Annotated in this window: 23 protein-coding genes and 2 riboswitches; of the genes, 4 read left to right on the forward strand and 19 right to left on the reverse strand. The window is 39.6% G+C overall.

Annotation, left to right across the window (positions count from 1 at the left end; genetic code table 11):
* Positions 1-222: 222 nt before the first annotated feature.
* Positions 223-723, forward strand: coding sequence for a GNAT family N-acetyltransferase (locus ACNHOZ_RS07215; protein WP_033579159.1), 501 nt, complete (start codon positions 223-225; stop codon positions 721-723).
* A gap of 42 nt (positions 724-765) precedes the next feature.
* On the opposite strand, the gene ACNHOZ_RS07220 is transcribed toward ACNHOZ_RS07215, so the two are convergent.
* Entirely contained in the window at positions 766-1305 is a 540-nt protein-coding gene (locus ACNHOZ_RS07220) for an SMI1/KNR4 family protein (RefSeq protein ID WP_048019205.1), read from the reverse strand.
* Between the two features lie 155 nt (positions 1306-1460).
* Positions 1461-3053 (reverse strand): APC family permease, encoded by a 1593-nt coding sequence (locus ACNHOZ_RS07225; RefSeq protein ID WP_048019204.1) that lies wholly within the window; start codon positions 3051-3053, stop codon positions 1461-1463.
* A 249-nt stretch (positions 3054-3302) separates the two neighbouring features.
* Between ACNHOZ_RS07225 and ACNHOZ_RS07230 the strand changes: the two genes are divergently transcribed.
* Together ACNHOZ_RS07230 and spoIIP are read left to right on the forward strand one after the other, a co-directional pair.
* On the forward strand, positions 3303-4871 hold the full coding sequence (locus tag ACNHOZ_RS07230; protein ID WP_048019203.1) for an RQC-minor-2 family DNA-binding protein: 1569 nt from the start codon (positions 3303-3305) through the stop codon (positions 4869-4871).
* Positions 4872-5031: 160 nt separating this feature from the next.
* A complete protein-coding gene (spoIIP, locus tag ACNHOZ_RS07235) occupies positions 5032-6201 on the forward strand; it encodes a stage II sporulation protein P (RefSeq protein WP_033579162.1) in 1170 nt (389 codons plus the stop codon).
* Positions 6202-6227: 26 nt separating this feature from the next.
* Here the strand turns inward: spoIIP and cobO are convergent, their stop codons facing one another.
* The 17 genes from cobO to ACNHOZ_RS07320 all read right to left on the reverse strand — a co-directional run bounded on the left by cobO (position 6228) and on the right by ACNHOZ_RS07320 (position 22457).
* The gene (gene cobO / locus ACNHOZ_RS07240) at positions 6228-6767 is read right to left on the reverse strand and encodes a cob(I)yrinic acid a,c-diamide adenosyltransferase (protein ID WP_014459837.1); all 540 of its coding nucleotides are present in this window, start codon (positions 6765-6767) and stop codon (positions 6228-6230) included.
* 31 nt (positions 6768-6798) lie between these two features.
* Positions 6799-7368 carry a nitroreductase family protein gene (locus ACNHOZ_RS07245; RefSeq protein ID WP_048019202.1) on the reverse strand — a complete coding sequence of 190 codons (570 nt, stop codon included), beginning with the start codon at positions 7366-7368 and terminating at the stop codon, positions 6799-6801.
* A gap of 20 nt (positions 7369-7388) precedes the next feature.
* Positions 7389-8159 (reverse strand): uroporphyrinogen-III C-methyltransferase, encoded by a 771-nt coding sequence (cobA, locus tag ACNHOZ_RS07250; RefSeq protein WP_014459835.1) that lies wholly within the window; start codon positions 8157-8159, stop codon positions 7389-7391.
* Positions 8156-9538: a cobyrinate a,c-diamide synthase gene (locus ACNHOZ_RS07255; protein ID WP_048019201.1), complete on the reverse strand. Its 1383-nt coding sequence runs from the start codon at positions 9536-9538 to the stop codon at positions 8156-8158. Before ACNHOZ_RS07255 ends, cobA begins: the two co-directional genes overlap by 4 nt.
* Positions 9539-9551: 13 nt before the next feature.
* Positions 9552-10676, reverse strand: a complete 1125-nt coding sequence (locus ACNHOZ_RS07260; protein WP_048019200.1) for a cobalt-precorrin 5A hydrolase — start codon at positions 10674-10676, stop codon at positions 9552-9554.
* Positions 10673-11449: a precorrin-4 C(11)-methyltransferase gene (cobM, locus tag ACNHOZ_RS07265; RefSeq protein WP_028413122.1), complete on the reverse strand. Its 777-nt coding sequence runs from the start codon at positions 11447-11449 to the stop codon at positions 10673-10675. The genes ACNHOZ_RS07260 and cobM overlap by 4 nt, the downstream gene beginning before the upstream one ends.
* On the reverse strand, positions 11446-12147 hold the full coding sequence (gene cobI / locus ACNHOZ_RS07270) for a precorrin-2 C(20)-methyltransferase (RefSeq protein WP_048019199.1): 702 nt from the start codon (positions 12145-12147) through the stop codon (positions 11446-11448). Before cobI ends, cobM begins: the two co-directional genes overlap by 4 nt.
* A 2-nt stretch (positions 12148-12149) precedes the next feature.
* Positions 12150-13346 carry a bifunctional cobalt-precorrin-7 (C(5))-methyltransferase/cobalt-precorrin-6B (C(15))-methyltransferase gene (locus tag ACNHOZ_RS07275; RefSeq protein WP_048019198.1) on the reverse strand — a complete coding sequence of 399 codons (1197 nt, stop codon included), beginning with the start codon at positions 13344-13346 and terminating at the stop codon, positions 12150-12152.
* Positions 13336-14439, reverse strand: coding sequence for a cobalt-precorrin-5B (C(1))-methyltransferase (locus tag ACNHOZ_RS07280; RefSeq protein WP_028408304.1), 1104 nt, complete (start codon positions 14437-14439; stop codon positions 13336-13338). The genes ACNHOZ_RS07275 and ACNHOZ_RS07280 overlap by 11 nt, the downstream gene beginning before the upstream one ends.
* Positions 14440-14442: 3 nt before the next feature.
* Positions 14443-15090: a precorrin-8X methylmutase gene (locus ACNHOZ_RS07285; protein ID WP_013083415.1), complete on the reverse strand. Its 648-nt coding sequence runs from the start codon at positions 15088-15090 to the stop codon at positions 14443-14445.
* A 5-nt stretch (positions 15091-15095) separates the two neighbouring features.
* Positions 15096-15863 (reverse strand): precorrin-6A reductase, encoded by a 768-nt coding sequence (cobK, locus tag ACNHOZ_RS07290; protein WP_048019197.1) that lies wholly within the window; start codon positions 15861-15863, stop codon positions 15096-15098.
* Complete coding sequence (locus ACNHOZ_RS07295) at positions 15860-16771, reverse strand: sirohydrochlorin chelatase (RefSeq protein WP_033579551.1); 912 nt, start codon at positions 16769-16771, stop codon at positions 15860-15862. The genes cobK and ACNHOZ_RS07295 overlap by 4 nt, the downstream gene beginning before the upstream one ends.
* A gap of 17 nt (positions 16772-16788) precedes the next feature.
* Positions 16789-18411: a precorrin-3B C(17)-methyltransferase gene (cobJ, locus tag ACNHOZ_RS07300; protein WP_048019196.1), complete on the reverse strand. Its 1623-nt coding sequence runs from the start codon at positions 18409-18411 to the stop codon at positions 16789-16791.
* A gap of 13 nt (positions 18412-18424) precedes the next feature.
* Positions 18425-18805, reverse strand: a complete 381-nt coding sequence (locus ACNHOZ_RS07305; RefSeq protein WP_033579174.1) for a (2Fe-2S) ferredoxin domain-containing protein — start codon at positions 18803-18805, stop codon at positions 18425-18427.
* Between the two features lie 101 nt (positions 18806-18906).
* Positions 18907-19086, reverse strand: a riboswitch (cobalamin riboswitch).
* Positions 19087-19204: 118 nt separating this feature from the next.
* Positions 19205-19383, reverse strand: a riboswitch (cobalamin riboswitch).
* A 146-nt stretch (positions 19384-19529) separates the two neighbouring features.
* A complete protein-coding gene (locus ACNHOZ_RS07310; protein WP_014459832.1) occupies positions 19530-19688 on the reverse strand; it encodes a hypothetical protein in 159 nt (52 codons plus the stop codon).
* 352 nt (positions 19689-20040) lie between these two features.
* The gene (locus ACNHOZ_RS07315; protein WP_047750842.1) at positions 20041-21078 is read right to left on the reverse strand and encodes a M42 family metallopeptidase; all 1038 of its coding nucleotides are present in this window, start codon (positions 21076-21078) and stop codon (positions 20041-20043) included.
* 107 nt (positions 21079-21185) lie between these two features.
* Complete coding sequence (locus tag ACNHOZ_RS07320; protein WP_048019195.1) at positions 21186-22457, reverse strand: cation:dicarboxylate symporter family transporter; 1272 nt, start codon at positions 22455-22457, stop codon at positions 21186-21188.
* Between the two features lie 387 nt (positions 22458-22844).
* Here ACNHOZ_RS07320 and brnQ point away from each other — a divergent pair, with 387 nt between their 5' ends.
* Positions 22845-24200 carry a branched-chain amino acid transport system II carrier protein gene (brnQ, locus tag ACNHOZ_RS07325; RefSeq protein WP_048019194.1) on the forward strand — a complete coding sequence of 452 codons (1356 nt, stop codon included), beginning with the start codon at positions 22845-22847 and terminating at the stop codon, positions 24198-24200.
* Positions 24201-24220: the final 20 nt, after the last annotated feature.

A 24220-nucleotide genomic window follows, 5' to 3' on the forward strand; every position in this document is an offset into this window, starting at 1 on the left:
GTAAAGGTGAATAACAAATAGATCGTTAGACATTATACAAATAGTAAAAATTAAAACAACAAAACAAATGTATATTCTCACTTTACCGTGATAGAGTAAGGATGAACACCACCTTTTTTACCATTTTATGAATTACTGGAAAATTATGATCTATTTTTCATAATATTCTTAGGCTGAAAGGTATACTATATGCCTTAATATTTTAAAAAAGGAGACTTTTTAATGAAAATTATTAAAGCTACTTCCTCTCACATCCCTTCTGTTGCCCGTCTGTACGTAGACAGCTGGCGCATTACATACAAAGGGTTAGTACCTGATGCTTATTTAAACAACTTGTCTTATAAACAAAGTGCAGAAAAGTGGTCCCTTTTTCTTACCGAGCCTTCTCATTTTATTTTGCTCGCTATCGATGAACGAGAAGAGATTGTCGGCTTTTCAGCAGGTAAACCTCATTTGTCTGCTGCTGAAATATACGCGCTATACGTTTGCAAGGAAGTGCAAAACCAAGGAGTTGGTCGTCTTCTGTTTTCTCATTCAGTAAAAGAATTTACTGATCAGCACTATACGTCTATGATTATTTGGGCCATGAAGAAAAATAAGAAAGCCGTTCAGTTTTATAAAAAATTAGGCGGCAAAAAAAGCTTGAATCGTACAAGTCAATTTGGAGAAACTAAAGTTGAAGACGAAGCATACGGTTGGGAACGTCTTCCTTCTAATAAATAAACGAGCACACTAGTGTGCTCGTTTATTTATTAGACGATAATATTATTGAGCCGTTGTCTTTTTATCCGTTGAATGAGCTTTATTACAAAGCCTATTCCAGTGCCAAAAACAATTCCCTTGACTCACTATAAAACAATCCAGCCATTTCTGAAAATTCATATGTAATACATGTGCATCTTGAAACGATGCGTTCCGCTTTTTTACTATTATATATGCAGAGTGCGCTGATTTTTTAGAGTCAATGATAATCTCTTCTTCTCCGACAGACCCAATTGTCATATAAAGACTCTGACTTTTATAAGCTGTTTCTCTTACGTCTTCTAAGCTATAAAAATTCCCTGTTATTTTTTTGTCAGCATCAATGAACAAATTACACCCATTTGTTAGCTGCAAAAACTGCTTGTAGTCTTCAGGAAGTGATACATGCATTTCTTCTTCAAAAACTTGCAGTTGGTTCTTGCTTACTCCATCAAAAAAAGTACAAGTGGTTCTGTATACTTCTCCTTCATTTTTACACACTTCTATAACATTATTGTTTTCCCACAGCCGCTTTCGAAGTGAATTTATTATTTTTTCAATCATACTCTTCCTCCAAGCGTTGGATTTAAAACGGTTACATTACATTAATTAAACAATAATGTGCTAATTCCTTCTTTCCTACTCAATTATACGATAAACTTTAGAAATTCATGTTTGCATAACATAGAAAAAAGCAGCGAATGTCGCTGCTTTACAGGTTATACAGGCGCTTTTTCTTCCTGTTCAGGATGGTGATCGTAATCAATAAGCGCTTTTGGAAGGCCCGTATATTTAGCCCAATAATAAATCCCAAGAGATACGACCGCTATGATAATTAAGTCTACAGGCGTATCAATTAAACCTTTCCCTCCGCCGAACGAACCGATATAAGAAATAAAGAGCATGATGATATAATAAGCAACTAGCCACCATGTTGATTTAATCTGCTGACGAAGACTTACTTCATTTTTAGGCACATATTTAGCAAAAATCAAATATATAACAAACATGACCAGTTGAGAAGTTAGCAGCCACGAAATAGTCTTCCATCCTGACCAGTACACAATAAAGGAAGCAAAAATAAAGGATAATGGACCAATTATACTCATTCCTCTTAATTTAAAAGGCTTTTCCAAATCTTTTGCGTTCACCATAAAGGCCGCTGATGAAATTGGTGCAATCGTGTAAGATAGAATAAGCGCAACAGAGCATACGTTTACGAGTGCATTCCACGAAGGAAATGGCAGTGTCCAAAAAATCGAAAGTCCTAATGAAAGCCATAAAGATGATCGTGGAATCCCTGTTTTTTTATCCACATGGGCAAACGTTTTAAATAACGTACCGTTACGAGACCAAGCATAGATAAGTCTAGATGTTGTATTCATAAAAATATTACCGTTACCACCCGGTGATAAAATAGCGTCTAAAATAACAAGTGTTGCTAGCCAGCCAAGGCCAAGAACAACAGCAATATCTTTAAACGGCAGTGAGAATTTATCTTGAATGCCGGACCAACCGCCTTTAATCATGTCAGATGGAATAGCTCCGATAAACAATACTTGTAGAGCAGTATAAATGAGAGCTGCTAGAATGATACAAATCACAAGAGCAATTGGAATATTGCGCTGAGGATTTTTTACCTCTCCAGCTACCGATACAATTGGATGAAGGCCTAAGTAAGCAAACATAACCCCGCCTGTAGCAATGGCGGCCTGGATACCATCAAATCCCCCGGGAGCAAACTCTCCCATCGTAAAGTTTCCTGACTTAAAATAAAATGCCAACGTTACAATTACCGTAAGCGGTACAAAATATTTGAAAATAGAAATGATAATATTCGATTTCGCAAATGCTTTTACACTCCAGTAATTGAGTAAAAAGAATAAGCAAAGCAACACAAATTGTAGAATCCATCCAGATATCGTTGGTGAGTCAGATCCGGATTTTGTTAAACCTGGAAACCAGTAAGCCACATACTGTCTCACTGCTGTTACTTCGATAGCGATTAAACTAGTGTAAGCTACGATCGTAATAAACGAAATCATATAGCCTACAAGATGACCGTGTGAATAAACAGGATATCGAATAATTCCTCCTGTACGAGGCAAGGCAGCCCCTAGCTCGGCGTATACAAGGCCTATTAATAAAATAATAACTCCACCAATAACCCAAGAAAAACTTCCTGCAGGACCTGCTTGCGTAGCGACATTACTAACGGCAAACAGCCAAGCGGAGCCAAAAATAGCCCCTAATCCAATCAATGTTAAATCTAATAGGGATATCGTCTTTTTAAACGGACCTTTATTCTCCATAAGCTTCCTCCTTTGGATGAATCATCACTTTTGTTGGTTTTTTTGACAACATTCATATATATTCGATAATATATGTCAAAATTTTTATTACTATACCCATTCAAAATTACTTTGAATCCCTTTTCTTTATTTCTGAAGGTTAATTAACAGAAAATTTTAAAAAATCATTCTTGCGTTCAAGACACATTAAAACTTTTTCTTCTTTTCTTTAATGGGTAAAATACTCAATAAATGAAAGGAGTTAGATAAATGACTTTACCAGAGAATTTGCCAGTTGATTTTACAGCTTACAACCACTTAACATTCCTTCCGCTCGGACGTAAGAATAAATCGATTCGGTCCGTAGGAAGTAAACATACTAAAGGGTTGCTTGGACGTTTAAATGACTACTTTGAGCGAGCAATGAATGAGTTACCTCAAGAAGATATCATCCTTTTTCAAACATTCTTATATGGAAATCATAGGGGCGGTTTTCCCGTCGCAATTGATAAAAATGAAGACGTTTATCCTTACTTTTGGAAACCAACTTCATTTCTATGGAAAGAATATAATAAGAATCGCGGCATTCCTATTCATCATGATGAGTTTTATTCTCAAGATTTTACGGTTTTGACTAAAAATGAGTTGGAAAATTATCTCGGAAGCATTATGAAAGATTACATGTTTTGCGCTAGAATACATGATTCTTCAAAAGAAGAATGGATTCAACATATTAATAAGTGTTTTTTCAAACACCCCCTCATTTCTCTTTATCACCGAAATGCAGATGTGATTGAAGCAATTGAACAATCAAAAAAATCACCTTTGCTTTTTATTATGAAAAACCCTGAGCAAATTGCTTTTTGGCGCAATCGGATTGAAATCATTATGAGACCTTTTCGCTCTCTTTCTTCCACCGCTTTTGAGAGAGGATTTTCAGATACGGAAGATACGGTATTAACTGTTCACGGGGAAAACGAAATCATTCGCTTAACTTCAGAAAACAGAGGTCTCGCCGTAACATATGATGTCACAGGTGATGCCATTTCACTTGATGATGAGTATAATGTAGTACTAGCAGCCAAGCGCTTAGTGACAACTCAGCGGCAGTTCGAAGAGATTATGGATGAAAATAAAGAAGTGATTCAAAAACTTCTTGTCTTTTTTAAGTGGAAAAGTCTTTTAAAGCACCATGAAGTGCACATTAAAGAGATCCAAGACAAATTGTGCAGCCTAACCACTTATCAACTTAATGAAGAACAAGTTTTACGGGAAAATGATCCTTTTCTTTCCTTCATTCAAAACGTATTACAAGTAAAAACACCGAATGCCAATCTCAAAATTGGTTCCATACAATGGTTTTCACAGTGGGATTTTTCAGATGTCACCCTGCTGCAGGAAACAAACAAATTTACATGTTATATGGATCCAAACGAAATAGAAAAGAAACTGACAGAAATAAGTGCTAAGATAGAAAATGAACTTCATAAGCAGCGTCAGAACCTGCTTTTGACTCCACTAAAAATCGGTCAAATAACGTTTGATTCAAACCAATTGCTACGGTTATTAACGCTTATAGATACCTTAAAGAACACGGAAACTCAGCAGAGTTACGTACAAATTTTAGAAGGCGTTTCTACTAACAGTATTCGTCAAAAAGAGCTTGATAAAATAACCGCATTTGGATTATTAAATTCGGTAAAGCGCAAGCGTATCGTTACGTATTTACAAGAATTACAAAACTATCAGCTGCTAAAAAAAGAGAAAAAAGGATTCAGCCTCACTCCAAAAGGAGAAGCCATCCGACGTCTATTTGAAGAAGAATCACGGAGAATATGAGATTATATCTCACGTGATTCTTCTTTTTTGATTTTGAAGACTACTTTCTCTATTAAATGCTTATCATAATTAGAAATCTCCATTCATATAATGATTACTAGATTAGCAAAGTCCTTCATACCTATTAGCCTGACGCTGACATAGAGAGGAGATTTCGCCATTGAAATCTAGTAATCGCGCCAATTTTGTAGTGTTAACATATAAGATGGTTCTTGTTATTTTATCCGTTGTTTTAATGACATCATCTATTATTGTTCTAGTAAGTTACTCAGCATTTAAAGAACAGTTCAATTCTTCTATTGTCTATCAAACGTTATCGAAGCATAAAGCAGAAAGTCTTTATTATTTAATGAGCCAAGAAAACCATCATTTTTCAACGGCTTTTGATAAAAACTACTCGCCTCCAGGTCTTTCTTCTACACTGCTAGAGTTATCAACAAGTATTCGAGCAGAAGACGCGAGAAGCTTGTTTGGTTCCGAACTTCCTGGATTCAGTATTTACGACTCCAATATTATCATCGCCGGTGAAGGTACAAATTTCACAAACTTCCCTAGAGAATCTGCACCGCCGCTAGATGAAACACTAAAAGAGAGAAATTCTACTACAAAAGTTCAGCAGCCTAAAGAAAACAATGGTACGAATGCTCCAAATAATAATACAACTGGCGGAAAGAAGGTATTTTATATTTATCATACGCACAGCTGGGAATCTTACTTGCCTCTGTTAGGACTTGAAGGTGATCCAGATGCTAATAAAGCTGTAGATAGTAAAACCAATATTAATATAGTCGCAAATATGCTAGGAAAAGATTTAGAGGCTCAGGGAATTGGGGCAGAAGTGGATCAAACCAATATTGGACAGAAATTAAAAGAAAAAGGTTGGAACACCAATCAATCTTACGCCATGTCTCGCACAGTCATTGAAACGGCGATGACTGAAAATAGAGATTTAACTTACTTTATCGATTTGCACCGAGATTCGCTTCGAAAAGATAATACAACCATTAAGATTAACAATAAATCATATGCAAAAGTTGTGTTTGTTTTAGGGAAAGCGAATCAAAACTTTGAACAAAACTTAAAGATGGCAAAAGCGCTTCATGAAGGACTTGAAAAGAAATATCCCGGCTTAAGCCGCGGAGTTATTGGCAAAAACAAATCCAGCGGTAACGGTGTATATAATCAAGATGTTTCTAAAAATGCGATTTTAATTGAAGTAGGCGGAGTTGACAATAACTTTGATGAACTAACCAACACAACAAAAGCACTGTCTGATGTCATTAGCCAATTTTACTGGCAAGCTGAAAAAGTAGATGCCCCTGCTCCATAAAAAAAGCCCTCTTCACTGAGGGCTTTTTAAAATTCAATTCCTTTTACAGCCGGAATTCCTTCATCGTAATAATGTTTATGAGGCTTCATTTCCGTCACAAGATCTGCTGCTTCCATCACTTCTTTTTTTGCAGAACGTCCGGTAATGACCAAATGCATATGCTCCGGGCGCTTTTGAATAAGGTCAATTACTTCGTGTAGCGGTAGCACATCATCAATAGGAAATTTCTCGATAGCCAGTGCGTTATTTAACTCGTCTAAAATAACCACATCATATTCGTTTGAGAAGACTTTTTCCTTCGTTAGCGCCCAGGCTTTTTGCAAAGCTTCACGATGTTCAGGCGGTGTTTTTGTCCACGTAAAGCCGACTCCTGTTTGAATCATTTCAATTCCTATTCTGTCAAACATCAGCTTTTCGCCATATGTACGCTGAGGAGATTTAATAAATTGAATCATTAATACTTTTTGTCCGCGTCCCGTAGCGCGCAGAGCGAGACCTAAAGCAGCGGTTGTTTTTCCTTTACCGTCTCCGGTATAAATTAACGTAAGACCCCGTTTGTCTTTCAATCTAAAAACCTCTTTTTCTTCGAATTTCAGTTTACAGCCATGTTGTTTTTTCTGTAAACGATGTTCTAGCAGGCTCTTTCATTTTTGTAAGAGACTCTTCATTTGGGTAGCCTAAAAATACGTTTCCTACCACGACTTTACCTGCAGGCTTTCCGATAAACTCATACAGTCGCTCGTCTCGAACGAGACCAACTCCTCTTGTTCTCCAAACGAATCCAAGCCCTAATTCTTTAGCCGCTAACCACATGGAATGAATCGCGCATGAAACCGCATATTTGTTATCTTCTGTGGCTTCTTCGTCTCCTTCAACTATGTCAGCTGTTACGACGATATGTACGGGCGTATTTTTTACTGCTTTTAACGAACTTTCTACTAAATGAGGCTTTGTCGGAAAGCGCTCCTTTAGATACGCTTCAGCCAGTTCTTCATACTTCTTTTTTGCTTCTCCTTGAATCACATAAAAGCTCCAAGGCTCTCTCATTCGGTCATTTGGAGCCCACGTCGCTGCTTCAAGCAGCTGTTCGATTTTCTCTTGCTCCACTTCACGTGCTTCATGATCTCGTACCGCTCTTCGTTCTTTTAACTGTGAAATAATCGTCATATTGTCTCCTCCTTTTAACGTTAAAGCAGAATATTTTCCGCTCTTTCTTCGAACCATTTTATTTTTTCTCTAATTGTCACCACTTCACCTACAAGCACGATGGCAGGATGAGCAATTTCTGCTTTTTTTGCTATTTCTTCGATTGTGGCAAGCGTTCCCGTTACGGTGCGCTGATATTTTGTCGTTCCCCACTGAACAAGCGCCACTGGCGTATGTTTATCTCGTCCGTGGTCCATCAACTGTTTGCATATATGAGGTAAATTTCCAACGCCCATATAAAATGCAATTGTATCTATTCCTTGAGCGAGCGCTGACCAATTTAAATAATCTTTTCCTTTTTCTTCTCTTCCATGACCCGTTACAATCGCAAAAGAAGTGGCATGATCTCTGTGGGTAACCGGAATTCCTGCATAAGCTGGAGCTGCAATTCCTGACGTGATACCAGGCACGACTTCGTAAGGAATTCCTCGAGTAGCAAGTACTTCAGCTTCCTCTGCTCCGCGGCCAAACACAAAAGGATCGCCTCCTTTTAAGCGCGTCACTACTTTTCCTTGAAGTGCTTTTTCAACAAGCAATTCGTGAATACGATCTTGGATGACTCCGTGCTTGCCCGGTAATTTCCCGCAAAAAATAAGCTCCGCGTCTTTTTTAGCATAGTTTAATAACTGTTCATTAGCTAAGCGATCATATAAAATGACATCCGCTTCTTGAATACATTCCATTCCATATACGGTTATTAGCTTCGGATCTCCTGGTCCGGCTCCTACTAAATATACTTTTCCAACTGTCACACGGCATCTCTTCTTTCTTTTTTTACCGCTTTACACTGTTCCACCCAGTTTTCTACCATTTTCGTAGAAGAGCCGAAATGAAAGTGCGTATAGCCGGCAATTAAATTATTGTTCATATAGCCTTCTTCTTTCATTCCTCGCATCCCTTTTGTATCATAGGCAGGCGAAAACTCTTTCTCTGAATGAAAGGTTGAATAATGAAATTCGTGTCCTTTAGCTTGTATATCGCCTTTAAATAAAAAATTCCCTGGCTTTCCCGTCACTTCTCGGTATCCTAAAGCAGCTAATTTTGTCTGCATTCTTACTTGTCCGGGAATAAGCCCCACCATTTCATGACATGTATCATCTGTTGTGACAATAGCATCTGTTAAAAACATAAAGCCTCCGCACTCAGCAAGTGTAGGAATCCCTTTTTCGATGGCTGCTCGAACAGAATTTTTAACGTCAATTTGCTGAGCCAACGTTTCAGCAAATTCTTCTGGAAATCCGCCTCCTATGTAAAGGCCATCAGCATCTTGCGGAACCGTCTCTCCTTTTAAAGGCGAAAATTCTACAAGCTCTGCTCCGTAAGCTTTTAACAATTCGAAATTTTCTTCATAATAAAAGTTAAAAGCAGCATCTCTTGCCACAGCAATTTTCACTTGAGGTACGGACGGCTTTGTAAAGATAGGATCATTAATTTCTATTTTAGGAGCTAAAGCCAGTTCATATACTTTTTCAATATCAATTGTATCATGAACAAGTTGCCCTAACTGTTCAAAAAACGGTGTTAATTCTCCTCGTTCAATCGACGGGATCAGCCCGAGGTGACGTTCAGGAATCGTAAGATCATCGTTTCTTTTCAAGTAGCCTACTACAGGGATATGACATTCCTGCTCAATCGCTGCCTTAACAAGTTTATGATGCCCTTCACTTCCAACTCGGTTAGCAATTACACCGACAATGTTCGCTTCCGGTAAAAATTGCTGAAACCCTTTTACAATTGCCGCTGCACTTCTAGCCATACTAGCACAATTGACAACTAAAAGGACAGGACTATTGGTGATTAAGCTGATTTCTGCTGTTGTCCCTTCGTTCGTTAACGGATTTTTCCCATCAAAAAATCCCATAACTCCTTCCATGATGGAAATATCAGCGTCTTCACTAGCTCGAGCTACAATTTCCCTAACCATATCGTGTTCAAGCATCCAGCTGTCTATATTACGAGACGCTCGTTCTGTAACAGCCGTATGATACGTTGGATCAATATAATCGGGTCCGCATTTAAACCCTTGAACTCTATAACCAGCTTGTTTTAATGCCGCCATCAGCCCAATTGTAAGTGTTGTTTTCCCTACGCCACTTCCGGTACCGGCAATGACGAGTCTTCTGTTTGACATGTTGTTCTCTCCTTTAGTCATATGGAATAAGCGCCACTGAAATGGTGACATTCCCTGACTTTTTCTTCACAAGTTCAAGCGTATCAGCACCGCTGTATAACATAGCAGCAGGTTCACTAACGCCATATGCACCTGTATATTTAAAAACAGTATCTGAAGGCTGTTGGATACTTATGCTGTTTAGCTCTTGGGGCGAATAATAGACAAACTCCCAGCCGTACTTAGACGCCACTTCTAGCAGCCCTTCTTCATCTTTCTTTAACTCTATTGTACATAATGCTTTTACACTTTTCATTGAAAACTGAAGTTCAGCAAGCGTTTTTTCAATAACGGTTTCAATTTCCGCTGCGCTTGTTCCTCTGTTGCACCCCATCCCAATCGCCAGTACTTTTGGACGGTAAAGAACACCGTTTTCTAAGATCGCTTCTTCTTCTTTTTTTAAATTGCGATGCGTTACGACCAAGGCTGCATGTGGCGATGCTTCGAGAGCTGTCTGAATCGATGAGTACGTTTTAATGTTAGCAGGAACAGGGTGCTCATAGTGCCACCAGCCCTTTTCACCTGATTCTTGAACCACCGCTATTGCTTCTTCGTTTACTACAGAAGCGCTGACAGGGGTTAGCTTTTCTGCTGATTCCCACACCCATCCAAAGCGCTTACCAAATAAATCAACGGGAATCGTTTTTTGAACATCGGATGCTGTTGTAATAACAGGATGAGCTTCAAGTGCTGCCGCAACTTCACGTGTAAGCTCATTTGCTCCTCCGATATGACCTGAAAGCACGCTGATGACATTTTCGCCTTTATCATCAATGACAACAACCGCAGGATCCGTTTTCTTATCTTTTAAAATAGGGGCAATCATACGTACAACTGCTCCCAGTGAAATAATAATAATAAGTCCTTTATACGATTCAAAAAGAGAAGGCAAGAGCATCCGCACGCTTCCTGAAAACAGCTGAATGTTCTGCTCTTGTTCGTCTCCTTTTTCAAACTTGCTCATGTAATACACATCGGACTGCTGAAAAGTGCGGCCTAGATTTCTTGCAATTTCTACGCCATGCTTCGTGATGGCCACGACAGCATAATCCCCGCGCTGTGTAATGGGAGCTTTTTTTCCTTCTTGGAGTTGAATCATTCCGACTTCACTCCTCTTCGAAAGCCATGGGTAAATGTTTTATCATAAAGTTTTGATCGATAATCTTTGTCATGAATGTGGGGGTCAAGGGCCCAGCCTGCCAAAATCATCGCCTGCTTGCGAATGCCGTTTGTTCGCATAGCATCATCCAGGTCTTTTACCGTCGTGCGAACAATTTTTTCATCCGGCCACGTTGCTTTATAGACTACTACAACCGGCGTGTCTTCACTCCAACCGGCGTTTATAAATTCTTTCATTACTTTTTTTGTGAGCGTCGCACTTAAAAATAAAGCAATGGTACATTTATGTTTTGCTAAATCAGTTAATTTTTCAAACTCAGGTACAGGCGTTCTTCCTTCAGCACGAGTTAAAATAACTGTTTGAGTCAAATCTGGAATGGTTAATTCTGCTTCAGCCGCTGCAGCTGCAGCAAATACGGAGCTGACGCCCGGAACGATTTCAATCTCAACGCCTTCTCTTTTTAAAAGCACCATTTGTTCCATAATGGCTCCGTACATAGCAGGATCTCCGGTATGAACTCTTACAACCATTTTTCCTTCACGCATGCGATCAAGCATCGTGCTGACCATTTCTTCTAAATGCATCCCCGCTGTTTTTAACACTTCAGCTCCTGGTTTAGACTTAGCAACTAGCTCTTGACTTACTAGTGAGTCAGCGTATAAAACAACATCTGCTTGCTGAAGTAATTTTAATCCTTTTACGGTAATTAAATCTGGATCTCCGGGTCCAGCTCCGATTATGTATAACTTCATTTTCGCACCACCATTAGCGTTAAGTATTGTAAATCGGCTCCTTCTAGTTCTGAAGCTTTCCAAATAATTTCTTCATCTGACGTTACTTTTGTTACCACCGATGCTTTTTCAAGCAGATCAAGCTCTTTTAAAAGACCGACCATAAAATCGATGACTTTAGCTACTTTAATAAAAATAACGCAGTCGTTTTCCATTAATACTTTTTTCATTGTTTCATAATCTTCACGAGCAGGAACAATGGCCACGTGTTCATCACCGTCTGCTAATGGAATGCCTAAGCGAGACGCAGCCCCGTTAATAGATGAAATACCAGGAATTACTTGAATAGGAGCTTGAGGGTGACGTTCTTGCATCAGGCGCATCATGTGAATAAACGTGCTATAAAGCATAGGATCTCCCTCTGTCACAAATGCTACATCTTTTCCCTCCTGGAGCTTTTCCCATACTCGTTCCACTGTTTCGGTCCATTTTTTCTCTAAAATAGCAGGATCTTTTGTCATTGGAAACACAAGGCCTAGCATGTCTTTTTCATTTGCACTGAAATAGACATCAATAATTTTTTGGGCGTAGCTTTTGCTTCCTTTTTGCTTTTTTGGGTACGCAATAACGGGTGATTCTTTTAATTTACGAAATGCTTTTACTGTAATCAATTCTGGATCTCCTGGTCCAACTCCAAGTCCGTACAATGTTCCAATCATGTTCATTCTCCTCTTTTGGCTGTAATAATATAAATGGGGTTTAAAGCGTCAAATCGTGTTAAGTGTAAAATTGGCTTGCTTCTTGAAACTTGTGCAAGGGTAACAGCAGTCTCAAATCCTCGCTCTTTAAAAGCTTTCATCGCTTCTGCCAAATTTTCAATCGTTACGGCATTTAATACGATGCGCCCTCCTGAATTTAATCGGCTGCAGCACACGTCTAAAATGGTTTCCATGCCTCCTGCTGTCCCTCCAATAAACACCGCATCAGGATCAGCAAACTCACCTAACCCTTCCGGTGCTTTTCCGTGCACAATATGGGCATCTACTCGAAATTTCGCTAGATTTCCCCTGCAGTTTTCCAAGTCTGCTTCGTTTTTTTCCACAGCAAAAATTTGTCCTTCACGCGCAATTTTAGCTGCTTCAATCGCGACTGAACCTGTACATGTTCCGATATCCCATACGACGCTGTCTCTCTTTAGCTGCAGGGCACTAATACTAAGTGTACGAACTTCTTTTTTAGTAATAAGTCCCTTGTCCGGCTTGCGTTGAATAAATTCATCGTCCTCTATTCCGAGAGGCCAGACTGGACTTTTTTCTACCTGTTTTAATATCAAGACATTAAGCGGAGAAAAGAGTTGATTCGCCGCCTCTTCCAGCGAAAGCAGCTGACAGCGCTCCGCCTCTCCACCTAGATTCTCTGCCACAAACATCTTGTATTCTGTTATGCCGAATGATAACAAGTAGTTTGCCAGAGCACTAGGAGAATTTTGCTCATCGGTTAAAATCGCCACTGTTTTATAGCCATCAATGCGCTGAGCCAGCCCTTTTATACTTCTGCCGTGTACGCTTGTAAAATAAGCGTCTTGCCATCGCTCTTTTAGACGTGAGAATGCAAGTTGAATAGAACTTAAATAGGGATATATTTCAACGTCTAGCTTCGTAGAAAGATAGCTTCCGATTCCGTAAAATAACGGATCGCCTGAGGCTAACACAACCGCATTTCCTTCTTCGTTTTTTAAACGTTCAACAAGAGAAGAAAGACCTCCTTCAATGGCTACTTTTTCTCCTTCAAAATCTTGAAAAAAGTCAAGATGACGCTTTCCTCCAATTAGCACATTGCTTTCATAAATCCACTGTTCATACATAGGAAGCAAACTTAATTTTCCGTCGTCACCTATTCCAATAATTTTAATTGCCATGTTGCACCGCCTGTCCTAAAAAATCTCCTTTTAATGTGTAAAGAGACGTATCGACATCGATTCCGTCCCCTACTTCCTTTAATGCTGATAAACAGCAGTATTCGCACAGTTTTTCGAAAAACTGATGATGACCGCTTTGCGTCATTAAATCTCCCACTTGGGAAGCTGTGTTTGCGCCTTTTATTTCCTCTACCAGTTCAGCAGAAGCTCCTGACTCAGAAGCTGCTTTTGCTAAAAAATTAAAATCAATAGGTGCACTTTTTGAATGAACCATCATAACGCCTTGCGCGACTTTTGAAAACTTTCCCATCATGCCTACGAGCGACACTTTTTTCATTCCTTGCTTTTTACATTGTTTTAACGTAAATCCAACAAAATCTCCCATTTCGATAAATGCTTCTTCCGGAAGTTCAGGGAACTGTTTCATTCCATACTTTTCGCTTCGGCCCCCTGTCGTAATGACAACGTGCTCACAATTACTCGCTTTAGCCACGCTGATTGCCTGCACGATACTTGCTTTATAAGCAGCTGTTGAGAACGGAACAACAATCCCCCGCGTCCCCAGTATCGAAATGCCTCCTAAAATACCTAGACGTGCATTTAATGTCTTTTTCGCCATTTCTTCTCCTTCAGGAACCGAGATGACAATCTTAACGCCTTTTTGTATATTGTATTGGGCTAAAAGCTGTTCAGCCGTTTCTTTCAGCATCTTTCTTGGCACAGGGTTAATGGCTGCTTCACCGACAGGAACTGGGAGGCCAGGCTTTGTCACACGCCCTACTCCCACTCCTCCATCAATGATAATGTCTGCACCATTACACCACGAAACTTCAGAAATAATCAGCGCTCCGTGCGTGGCATCGGGATCATCTCCAGCATCTTTAATGATGCTAGCTACAGCGCTGCTTGTGCGATACTCGCATTCTTCAAGATGAAACGTAGCAAAGCGGCCGACAGGTAAGTAAATCGTTGACTCATCTTGCACTTCTCCTGAAATTAGCGTAAGCAGAGCTGCTCTCGTAGCTGCCGTTGCACAAGCGCCCGTCGTGTAGCCTTCTCTGAGTTTCTTAGGTTCTTTTGGTACTTCCTTCATGTGTTACACCTGATCTGCAAGAATTGAAATTGCATTTAATGCAGCAACCGTTACCGTACTGCCGCCTTTTCGCCCAATGTTTGTAATAAACGGCACGTCAAGTTTTGCAAGTTCTTCTTTCGATTCAGCGGCTGAAACAAATCCTACCGGCAGACCAATAACAAGCCCAGGCTTCGCTTCTCCTTCTTTAATCAAACGAATTAATTCAAGTAAAGCTGTCGGTGCGTTCCCAATTGCAAAAATTCCGCCGTCTGCTTCTTTAATTGCTTTTCGCATTGAAATAATTGCACGCGTTGTATTTAAGCGCTTTGCTTCTTCCATTACGTCCGGATCTGAAATATAAACTTTGATTTCACCGCCGTGTTTTTCAATTCGCTGCTTGTTTGTTCCTACTTGCACCATTTGTACATCCGCAACCACTTGCTTGCCGCTGCGAATGGCTTTAATTCCTGCTTGAATCGCATCAGGATGAAACAGCATGCTGCGTCCAAGTTCAAAGTCTGCAGACGCATGAATCACACGCTGAACAATTGGGTACTGTTCATCTGTAAACGGGTGAGGCCCAAGCTCTTCTGTAATCATTTCAAAACTTTTTCCTTCAATTTGCTGAGGCTGAACAGTTAACGGTTTAAATTCTGTACGAAAATCCATCTCAATCAACTCCTAGTTTGGTTTACTAAAGCATGAACCACTTCTTCAAAAGTAGAATACACGGTTCCATACTCGATTTTTGGTCGCCCTATCATAATGATATCTAAGCCCAACTCTTTGGCTGCTTCCACTTTTTCATCCACAGATCCAACTTTTCCGCTTTCTTTTGTGACCATGACCGTCACTCCGTATTGCTTATAAAGCGCTTGATCAAACTCTTTTGTAAACGGACCTTGAATAGCAATAATATTTTTTTGCGGCAATCCTAACTGCTGACACTTTTCCATATTATCCAGCCTTGGAAGCATACGAGCAACAAGCCGTACATCTGAAAGAGGAAGGAGCTTTTCTGTAAAAACCTGTAGCGTCTTGCTGCCTGTTGTCAGCATAATAACTCCTTTTTTCTCAGCTGCTACTTCAGCTGCTTCTTCATACGTAGAAACCATCGTCATATTGTCGTAGGTAAAAGCCTGCGAAGCCCGCTCATAGCGTATGTAAGGAATCGATGTTTCAGCAGCCGCACCGATGGCGTTTTTAGATGCTTCTTCGGCAAAGGGGTGACTTGCATCCACAATAGCTTTTACACCATGTTCGTTTATAAAAGTCATCATATCTTCTTTTGTGAGACGTCCAATTTTCACTTTCACTTCTGCTCGCTGTAATTCGATTGCTGCATTGTCGGTTACAACCGTCGCCGTAACGTCGTAACCTTCTTTTTTCACTTGAACAGCTAATGCACGTGCATCGCTAGTTCCCGCTAACAATAAAATCATTTTAACTCGCCGACCTTATCTTCATGGTGGTGATGGTCATGATGGTGATCGTGGTGATGGTGCCCGTGATCATGATCATGATCGTGATGATGATGGTGATCAATATGCTCCATAATGCCGAGGCGATATTGACATGTATCGCAGTTCATTTTCACTTCGCCTTCTAATCCTTCTTCAGCACGTTCTTTTAAAATTGTCTGCAGTTTTGGATGAAAACCGAAATAGCCGGCTAGCTTAAACTCAATGTTTTCATGCTGCATTTTATACTGTTTCACCATTTCTTCCAAACGCTTAATTAGTACTCCTGTAAATAAGAAATACGGGAGAATAACCACTTTTTTAGCGCCCAGTTTTAAACATCGTTCCACTCCTTCATCAATCAATGGAGCGGTCACGCCCATAAAAGAAGTTTCGACGATTTTGTAGTTTGTTTTTTCCCAAAGGAGGCGCGTAATTTTATATAAATCACTGTTTGCATCAGGATCGCTTCCTCCTCGCCCTAAGACAATAACAGCCGTGTCTTCAGCTGGAGTTTCTAAATTTTCTCCTGATTCTTGTAATCTCGTTTTTAAAATTTCAAGGGCTTCTTCATGAACGCCAATGGGACGTCCGTACACGAAGTTTACGTGTGGATATTTTTCCTTAGCTTCATCTATAGCCGCCGGAATATGTATTTTTGAGTGGCCAGCTGGCAAGAGCATAATTGGAACTACAACTACATCTGTCGCTCCTTTTGCCACACATGTATCAATGCCTTGACTTACATTCGGACGTTCAAACTCTAGAAAACACGTTTCTACTAAAATAGATGGGTCCCAATCATGCTTCATAGTCGAGATAAACTCGCGAATTTGATCGTTCCCTTCAGGATCTCTACTTCCATGACCGACAAATAAAACTGATTTCATATAATGCCCTCCCATTTTTAATCTCCACACGGAGCTGGTTCTACTTTTATTTTTGGTGTTATATCTTGATAGTCGAATCCATAAACATTCTTCACACGCTTAAAGAATTTATGAAACCGCTCATTTGGATGACCTTTTTCTTTATATTCATGGACAATGTTCTCCACTATTTCAACAATGTCATCGGGCGCTATGCCTTCCGCCACAATTTGACCTGAATGGGCGTTTCGTCCAACCGTTTTAGCCCCTAAAAATAAGTCAAACGCACCTTTTCTGTAGACAATGCCGATATCTTCTTGAACAGCACCGTAACAGGCCATACCGCATCCATTAATACCAAGCTTCAGCTCTTTTGGCATGTCCATTCCACCGAGACGCTTTTGTAATTGTTCCGTATGCGGGATGGCGTCACTTTTTTCTCCATCACAAAAATCACACGCTTTAATTGTAAACACGTCTCCGACTGGAGATAGTAAAAAGGAAGCTGATTGGAGCTTTTTAATAATCACATCTGGCTGAGCCGTTGGAATTTGCAGTTTGATTTGATGGTCAGGCGTATACTCCATCGTACCTTTTTCACCAACAACTTCTGCTAGTGTTGTCATTTGAACGGGCGTAAACTTCTTATTCGCAAGCCCTGGACTAACTGCCACTTCAAAAATAGACTCAATTGGCTGGTGTACGACCGGTGAAGTAGTTTCACCTAAAATTGCTTGAAGCGCTTCTTCTGCCAGAGCTCGTGAAGCTACTTTTTCTTCTTTTGTATTCTGAACATCTTCAATAGCTGAAGCCGTTTGCTTTACAGTCTCCTCTTGATCAAGAGCCCATGGTTCTGCTTCTTTTCGAAGCCGCTGATGCGGTCTTAGCGGCTGCTCTGTTTGGTTGAGGGTATATTTCCGCTGATACCCGCGCGGTGTAATCATTAAGTCATCGTAAAAGAACGTAGATGAATTTCCGACAACAACGGTAGTCAGCATGCCTATTTCATGATTTAACATGTCTTTTAAATTGGTCATTACCACTTCTTCACGGTCACGATAAGCGCTTTTCACAAGACCAACAGGCGTATCGGGGGAACGGTATTTTAATAAAATCCTTTGCGCTTCCACAATTTGTCTTGTGCGTCTTCCGCTTTTCGGATTATAAAAAGCTACTACAAAATCCGCTTGTGCAGCTGCTTCGATTCGTTTTTCGATTAACTCCCAAGGCGTAAGGTGGTCACTTAAACTAATCGTACAGGCATCATGCATCACGGGCGCCCCAAGGAGGGATGCGCATGAATTAATAGCCGAAATGCCAGGAATCACTTCCAGCTCTACGCCCGTTTCTTTTTTCCATCCTTTTTCAATCAACACTTCATACACAAGGCCGGCCATTCCGTATACTCCTGCATCTCCGCTTGAAATGACCGCCACGGTTTTTCCCGCTTCAGCTTGCTTTACGGCTTCTTGTGCACGGCTTACTTCTTCGGTCATTCCTGTACTAATAATTTGCTGATTCGTTAATAGTCCCTGAATTAATTCCACATAGGTTTTATAACCAATGATCATATCACTTTCTTGAATGGCTTCTCTTGCTCGCTGTGTAATATGTTCAAAGCTTCCTGGGCCGAATCCAATAACTAACAGTTTACCTTTCATGCTAGCTCCTCCTTTATGCGTTACTTTTTACTTTGTCAATTCCTTCTATGGAGTCACTCTTTTCCGGAGAAACAAAACCGTTTTGATCATATTCATAAATAAGTGATTCCTTTATACTGCAGCCTCCTGCTAAATGTTCTTCAACAATTCGATGAGCTACGTTTTCAGTGACCTGCTTGTACCAATCTCCTGAAGGGTACACGATAGCTACAGGAGCATCTTTGCATCTTCCGTTACAGCGCGTACGGGTTGTGTGAACCGCTTCATCTAGATTCAGTTCAGTCACTTTATTTCGAATAGCTTGCGTGGCTTCTTCTCCACCTTTTCTCATACAGCTGCTTCCATTACAAATCAATACGTGATGTTTTGTTCCATTTAAGTTCCACGTCGTCACACTTATTCGCTCCTTTACTAAAAAAACGCCTCTATCAATGATAGAGGCGCAGAAAAATTCAAACTAAGTTTTTGCACTTCCACCTATATCCCGTAGGGTAAGCTTCGCATTAGAAAAAGGCTGGTTTCCTGACTTCGATTCATCACTTGATTGCGCCTTCCCGAATACAGTGGCATATGCAATCAGCTCCTCTTCACAGTGGCGGGTACCGCGCTGGCTTCACACCAGACTTCCCATTTAACGCAATGTGAACATTGCGCACCTTTTTTGCACGATATGTAGTTTTGTGCTACGAGAAAAACCCGCTTCGCTAATATGCGAGCGGGTAAAACGTCAGAATAAAAGTGTACACGAATGCCACTTTAAGCCAACGTTTCCCTTCCCGCTCCCCGGAGAAATAGAAACTTCACAATAAAGACAGGTCTCCTGACTTGTGTATCATTCTACTTGAGAACCTTCCCGTGATTTTTCCACAGTGGTTATACTCGTTCGTCCACACTTACAGTTGCGGGGGCAGTACTGGTCTTTCACCAGTTTCCCTATTAAGCCTTCTTGGCATCTTCACTGTTGCTGTTTGATATATATGAACCTTTTAAACTATCAGAATAATAGAAGTAACTACCATATCATAGCGTACATTTTTTTTTATTTCAACTCTATTCTTTTCGTAAGATACAAGAAGCTATAAAAAAACAAGAGCATAAAGTCAGCTCTTGTTTTTTCATTATATAGCTACTAATGTTAAATGAGGATCATTATAATACACGACTTCTGAAAGAACTTTACAGCCATTTGTTTTGGCAAAAGCTTCTCTCGCCTGCGTTTCAGTTTCAAATTCAAACATTTTCATTTCTTTTCCAGCATATACCGTCAGTACCCACATGAAAAGATTCGCCTCCGATTATTGTAGTGATCGCTATATCCACATTATGACGAAACCATATCCTTTTGAAAACCCATTCTACAAAACTTGTCACAAGAAACTTTTAAAAATTTAAAAACATTTTAACTTCTGTAAATGAACAAAATGTACAAAAGGTTTAAGCCGTATTATACCTCTTTAAAAAAGGTGCTTTTTTTACCAACTGTTGCTTCACCAGTAAAAAAATATATAGTATTTATTAAAAAAAGAAGCCGGACAGCCCGCTTCTTTTTTAGGAAAGGAAAGTACAGACATCACTGTCCCGTCCTGCTCTTTGTTTTGCATAAAAATACACTAATTAAATATTCCTTTCTTAAAGCAGAACCATGTTCGATTGCACATAGTGGTAAAGAAGCTTGTACGTATGGTTCAATGAATCTTGATGCGTTCTCTCAAACGCATGAGAAGAATCAATTCCTGGACCAATTAAGCCGTGTACGATGTCATGCCCGGCACGAATAGCAGCAGAAGCATCTGATCCGTAAAACGGATAAATATCTAATTTGTACTGAATATCATGCTGCTTAGCTAGCTCCACCAAATGCTTTCTCAAACCGTAATGATATGGGCCGCTTGAATCTTTTACACAAATAGACACGGTGTATTCATCAGTAGATTGTCCATCTCCCATGGCACCCATATCAACCGCTAAGTATTCTACCGTTTGAGGCGTAATATTCGAATTTCCTCCGTATCCAATTTCTTCATTATTTGAAATAAGAAAGTGCGTAGTGTATGGCAGTTCGATCTGCTCTTCTTGAATTGTTTTCATGAGCTGAAGCAATAAAGCTACGCTTGCTTTATCATCGAGATGACGAGATTTAATAAAACCGCTTTTTGTTATTTCTACACGAGGATCAAACGAAACAAAGTCGCCGACTTCAATTCCAAGACTGCGAACATCTTCTGCGCTATGTACTTTTTCATCCAATCGAATTTCTATATTATCTTGATTTCGCTCAGCTTTACCTGCATCTTTATACACATGAACAGATGTTTGATGCATAAGGATGGTCCCTGTAAATACTTCTCCTGCTGACGTTTCGATTTCACAATATTCTCCTTCGATGGAATTGTAGCGGAACCCTCCAATCAAGTCGATTTTCAGACGTCCACTCGGTTTGATTTCTTTTACCATAGCACCTAATGTATCGACATGAGCCGTCAGCATGCGGTGATGATCCGTATCTTTACCGGGAATAGTAGCGACTAAGCCTCCTTTTCGATTGCGATACGTTTGAATATTTAGCTCTTTTACATAGTCTTCGACAAATGAAATCACCTTTTCTGTATTTCCAGAAGGACTGGGAATCGAAACAAGCTTTTTAATTAACTGAACAGTTTCCGTCATTATGACACTTCCTTTGTCTCTCATTTCTTTTATTTTACCATATGTTTCAAAAAAGATAACAGGCAGCTCCAAACAAAAAAGCCAGGCAGCTGCCCGGCTTTTTTATTTTAAGCTATGTTTGATTTCTTTAATTCATTTGTGTAATTTAATGATTTTTGCTTATCAAATTCGCCTTCAGACTTGGACATTACAATTGCAGCTAAAGCATTTCCTACTACGTTAACTGTGGTACGCATCATATCAAGAATGCGGTCAATTCCTGCAATAAATGCCATGCCTTCAAGAGGGAAGCCCATAGATTCAAGCGTAGCAAGTACAACTACAAACGATGCCCCTGGTACACCAGCCATCCCTTTTGAGGTTAACATTAGCACAAGAAGGAGCTGAATTTGATCCATAATGGAAAGGTCAATGCCGTACATTTGAGCAATAAACAGCGATGCCAGCGCCTGATAAATGGTTGAACCATCTAAATTAAACGTGTAGCCTGTTGGAATAACAAACGATGTAACCGATTTAGAACAACCGAAGTCTTCCATCTTTTTGATAAGAGATGGTAAAACGGCTTCTGAACTTGCTGTTGTAAAAGCAAGAAGCAGCTCGTCTTTTAACACTTTTATGAGCGTAAACATGCTTGTTCCAGCCATTTTAGCAATAATTCCAAGAACCACAAGCACAAAGAAAATCATGGTGAAGTAAACGGCGAACACTAATTTCCCTAATGGAATAAGTGATCCGACACCAAACTTTATAATATTAACACCAATAAGTGCAAATACACCTACTGGAGCAAATTTCATCACCAAATTAGTTACCCAAAACATTGCATCCAAGACGCCTTCAAAAAAGGCTAAAACAGGTTTTCCTCTCTGTCCAATCGAAGCTACGCCTACACCAAACAGTACGGAAAATAAAATGATTGGTAAAAGATCGCCTTCTGCTACCGACTGAAAGACGTTTGTCGGAACAATATGAAGAAGCTCCTGAGCAATCCCTGTACTTTCAGACGTTTTTGCCGTTGCCTCATATTGAGAAATATCGCTTTTTGCAATATGTCCCATATCAACCCCTGCACCAGGGTGGAATAAGTTAGCGGCAATAATCCCCACTACAATCGCAATGGTTGTAACAATTTCAAAATAAAGAATTGTTTTTCCGCCAAGCTTACCTAATTTTTTGATATCGCCTACTCCTGCGACCGCTACGATTAATGCTGAAATCACGATCGGTACGACAATCATCTTAATTAAATGAATAAATATGTCTCCAATTGGCTGTAAAATAGAAATGGCCGTATCGCTTCCGTAAAAGATAGCACCTACAGCTACGCCTAAGATCAGTCCAATTAGAATCTGAGTTGCTAGACCTAACCTTTTCACTTTCTTGCTCCTTTCGCACAGTTGACTTTCACCCATCGAGCATATGCGGTTCAACGAACCGTGTATAAATATACATCCTTACAGCACCTTATGTAAACAGTTCTTTACTAATAAGGATGTAAGGCCGCACATGCAAATTTTTAAAAGCCACGGTTCTGTTTTATCATATCAAATAATTGTTGTACACTGAGATTTTTTTGCTAAGTATTTTTCTATTTTTGCTATTTCAGCGAATAAATAAAAAAAATAAAATTTTATATTGAAATATGCATTTTAGGTTAGTATAATACGATACATGTTTATTTTTATTATTCGAATATAAAATTCTGAAAATTTTAATTATTCAACACGATAATAAAAAGCATTTATAATTTTGGAGGTTTTAATGTGTCAAACAAAGTTCCTTTTTCATTTATAGTGGTTATTGGCTTTATGCTTTTTGCCCTATTCTTCGGCGCAGGTAATTTAATTTTCCCTGCGATGTTAGGTCAGTCTGCTGGAAGCAATATTTGGTCAGCAAATGCTGGATTTTTAGTAACGGGTGTAGGTCTGCCTCTGCTAGGCGTTCTCGCGTTTGGTTTTTCCGGAAAAGAGGATCTGCAGTCTTTAGCTAGTCGTGTACACCCAGCTTTCGGTATTATCTTTACTACGATTTTATACTTGGCAATCGGACCGCTTTTTGCAATGCCAAGAACGGGAAGTGTTTCGTTTGAAATTGGCGTTAAGCCTTTTTTATCAGAAAATTCAGGTCACCTTCCCCTTATCATTTTCACGGTAATTTTCTTTACGATTACGTGCTTTTTTTCGCTAAATCCTGCGAAAATTGTCGATTTAGTAGGAAAAGTTTTAACACCTATTAAATTAACGTTTATTGGAATATTGGTAGTTGTAGCCGTTGTGAACCCAATTGGAAAGTTCGAAGCACCAAGCGAAGCTTATACAACACACGCCTTCTTTAAAGGCTTCCAAGAAGGCTACTTAACAATGGATACACTAGCATCATTTGTTTTTGGAATTATTATTATTAATGCAATTAAAGAAAAAGGAGCAAAGACCAACCGACAAATCATCACAATTTGTGCAAAAGCTACGGCTATCGCTGCCGTTATTTTGGCTCTTATTTATAGTGCATTGTCTTATATGGGTGCTTCAAGCGTATCAGAGCTTGGACGTCTTGATAACGGAGGTACGGTTTTGGCTGAAGTATCAAATTACTACTTTGGCTCTTACGGAGGAATTCTTTTAGGTCTGATGATTACCGTTGCTTGTTTAACAACAAGTGTAGGCCTTGTAACATCTTGTTCATCTTTCTTCCATAAGTTGTTTCCAAGGGTTTCTTATAAGTTGATTGCTGTCATTTTATCAGCATTCAGCGCCGTTGTAGCAAACTTTGGCTTAACGGAATTAATCGCTATTTCGGTTCCAGTCTTAACAGCTATTTATCCGTTAGCTATTGTGTTAATTGCTTTAACATTCTTACATCCTTTATTTAAAGGACGTTCTGAAGTTTACCAAGTAAGCCTTCTGTTCACGTTTATCGTTAGTTTATTTGATGGCTTAAATGCTGCTGGATTCAAAATTTCCGCAGTAAACGATCTGTTTACATCGATTCTACCTATGTATGGAGTGGGTCTCGGCTGGGTAGTTCCTGCTATTGTAGGAGGATTAATCGGTCTTGGCATTACCTTCCTTCGTACAAATGATAATACGAACAGAAACACTTCAAGAAAATTGATTAAATAAAAAGAGGATGCAAATGCATC

The organism is Priestia sp. D51 (assembly GCF_053345675.1).

Excerpts from the sequence above, each read along its gene's own strand:
- ACNHOZ_RS07280 (WP_028408304.1), bottom strand. The coding sequence starts at position 14,439 with ATGAAGGAAGTACCAAAAGAACCTAAGAAACTCAGAGAAGGCTACACG.
- ACNHOZ_RS07255 (WP_048019201.1), bottom strand. The coding sequence starts at position 9,538 with ATGTCAAACAGAAGACTCGTCATTGCCGGTACCGGAAGTGGCGTAGGG.
- ACNHOZ_RS07245 (WP_048019202.1), bottom strand. The coding sequence starts at position 7,368 with ATGACGATTATTTCACAGTTAAAAGAACGAAGAGCGGTACGAGATCAT.
- ACNHOZ_RS07260 (WP_048019200.1), bottom strand. The coding sequence starts at position 10,676 with ATGATTCAACTCCAAGAAGGAAAAAAAGCTCCCATTACACAGCGCGGG.
- ACNHOZ_RS07310 (WP_014459832.1), bottom strand. The coding sequence starts at position 19,688 with ATGTGGGTACTGACGGTATATGCTGGAAAAGAAATGAAAATGTTTGAA.
- ACNHOZ_RS07215 (WP_033579159.1), top strand. The coding sequence starts at position 223 with ATGAAAATTATTAAAGCTACTTCCTCTCACATCCCTTCTGTTGCCCGT.
- ACNHOZ_RS07275 (WP_048019198.1), bottom strand. The coding sequence starts at position 13,346 with ATGGCAATTAAAATTATTGGAATAGGTGACGACGGAAAATTAAGTTTG.
- ACNHOZ_RS07295 (WP_033579551.1), bottom strand. The coding sequence starts at position 16,771 with ATGAAATCAGTTTTATTTGTCGGTCATGGAAGTAGAGATCCTGAAGGG.
- cobI (WP_048019199.1), bottom strand. The coding sequence starts at position 12,147 with ATGATTGGAACATTGTACGGACTTGGAGTTGGACCAGGAGATCCAGAA.
- cobK (WP_048019197.1), bottom strand. The coding sequence starts at position 15,863 with ATGATTTTATTGTTAGCGGGAACTAGCGATGCACGTGCATTAGCTGTT.
- ACNHOZ_RS07285 (WP_013083415.1), bottom strand. The coding sequence starts at position 15,090 with ATGGATTTTCGTACAGAATTTAAACCGTTAACTGTTCAGCCTCAGCAA.
- cobJ (WP_048019196.1), bottom strand. The coding sequence starts at position 18,411 with ATGAAAGGTAAACTGTTAGTTATTGGATTCGGCCCAGGAAGCTTTGAA.
- cobM (WP_028413122.1), bottom strand. The coding sequence starts at position 11,449 with ATGAAGTTATACATAATCGGAGCTGGACCCGGAGATCCAGATTTAATT.
- ACNHOZ_RS07220 (WP_048019205.1), bottom strand. The coding sequence starts at position 1,305 with ATGATTGAAAAAATAATAAATTCACTTCGAAAGCGGCTGTGGGAAAAC.
- ACNHOZ_RS07315 (WP_047750842.1), bottom strand. The coding sequence starts at position 21,078 with ATGACGGAAACTGTTCAGTTAATTAAAAAGCTTGTTTCGATTCCCAGT.
- ACNHOZ_RS07225 (WP_048019204.1), bottom strand. The coding sequence starts at position 3,053 with ATGGAGAATAAAGGTCCGTTTAAAAAGACGATATCCCTATTAGATTTA.
- ACNHOZ_RS07230 (WP_048019203.1), top strand. The coding sequence starts at position 3,303 with ATGACTTTACCAGAGAATTTGCCAGTTGATTTTACAGCTTACAACCAC.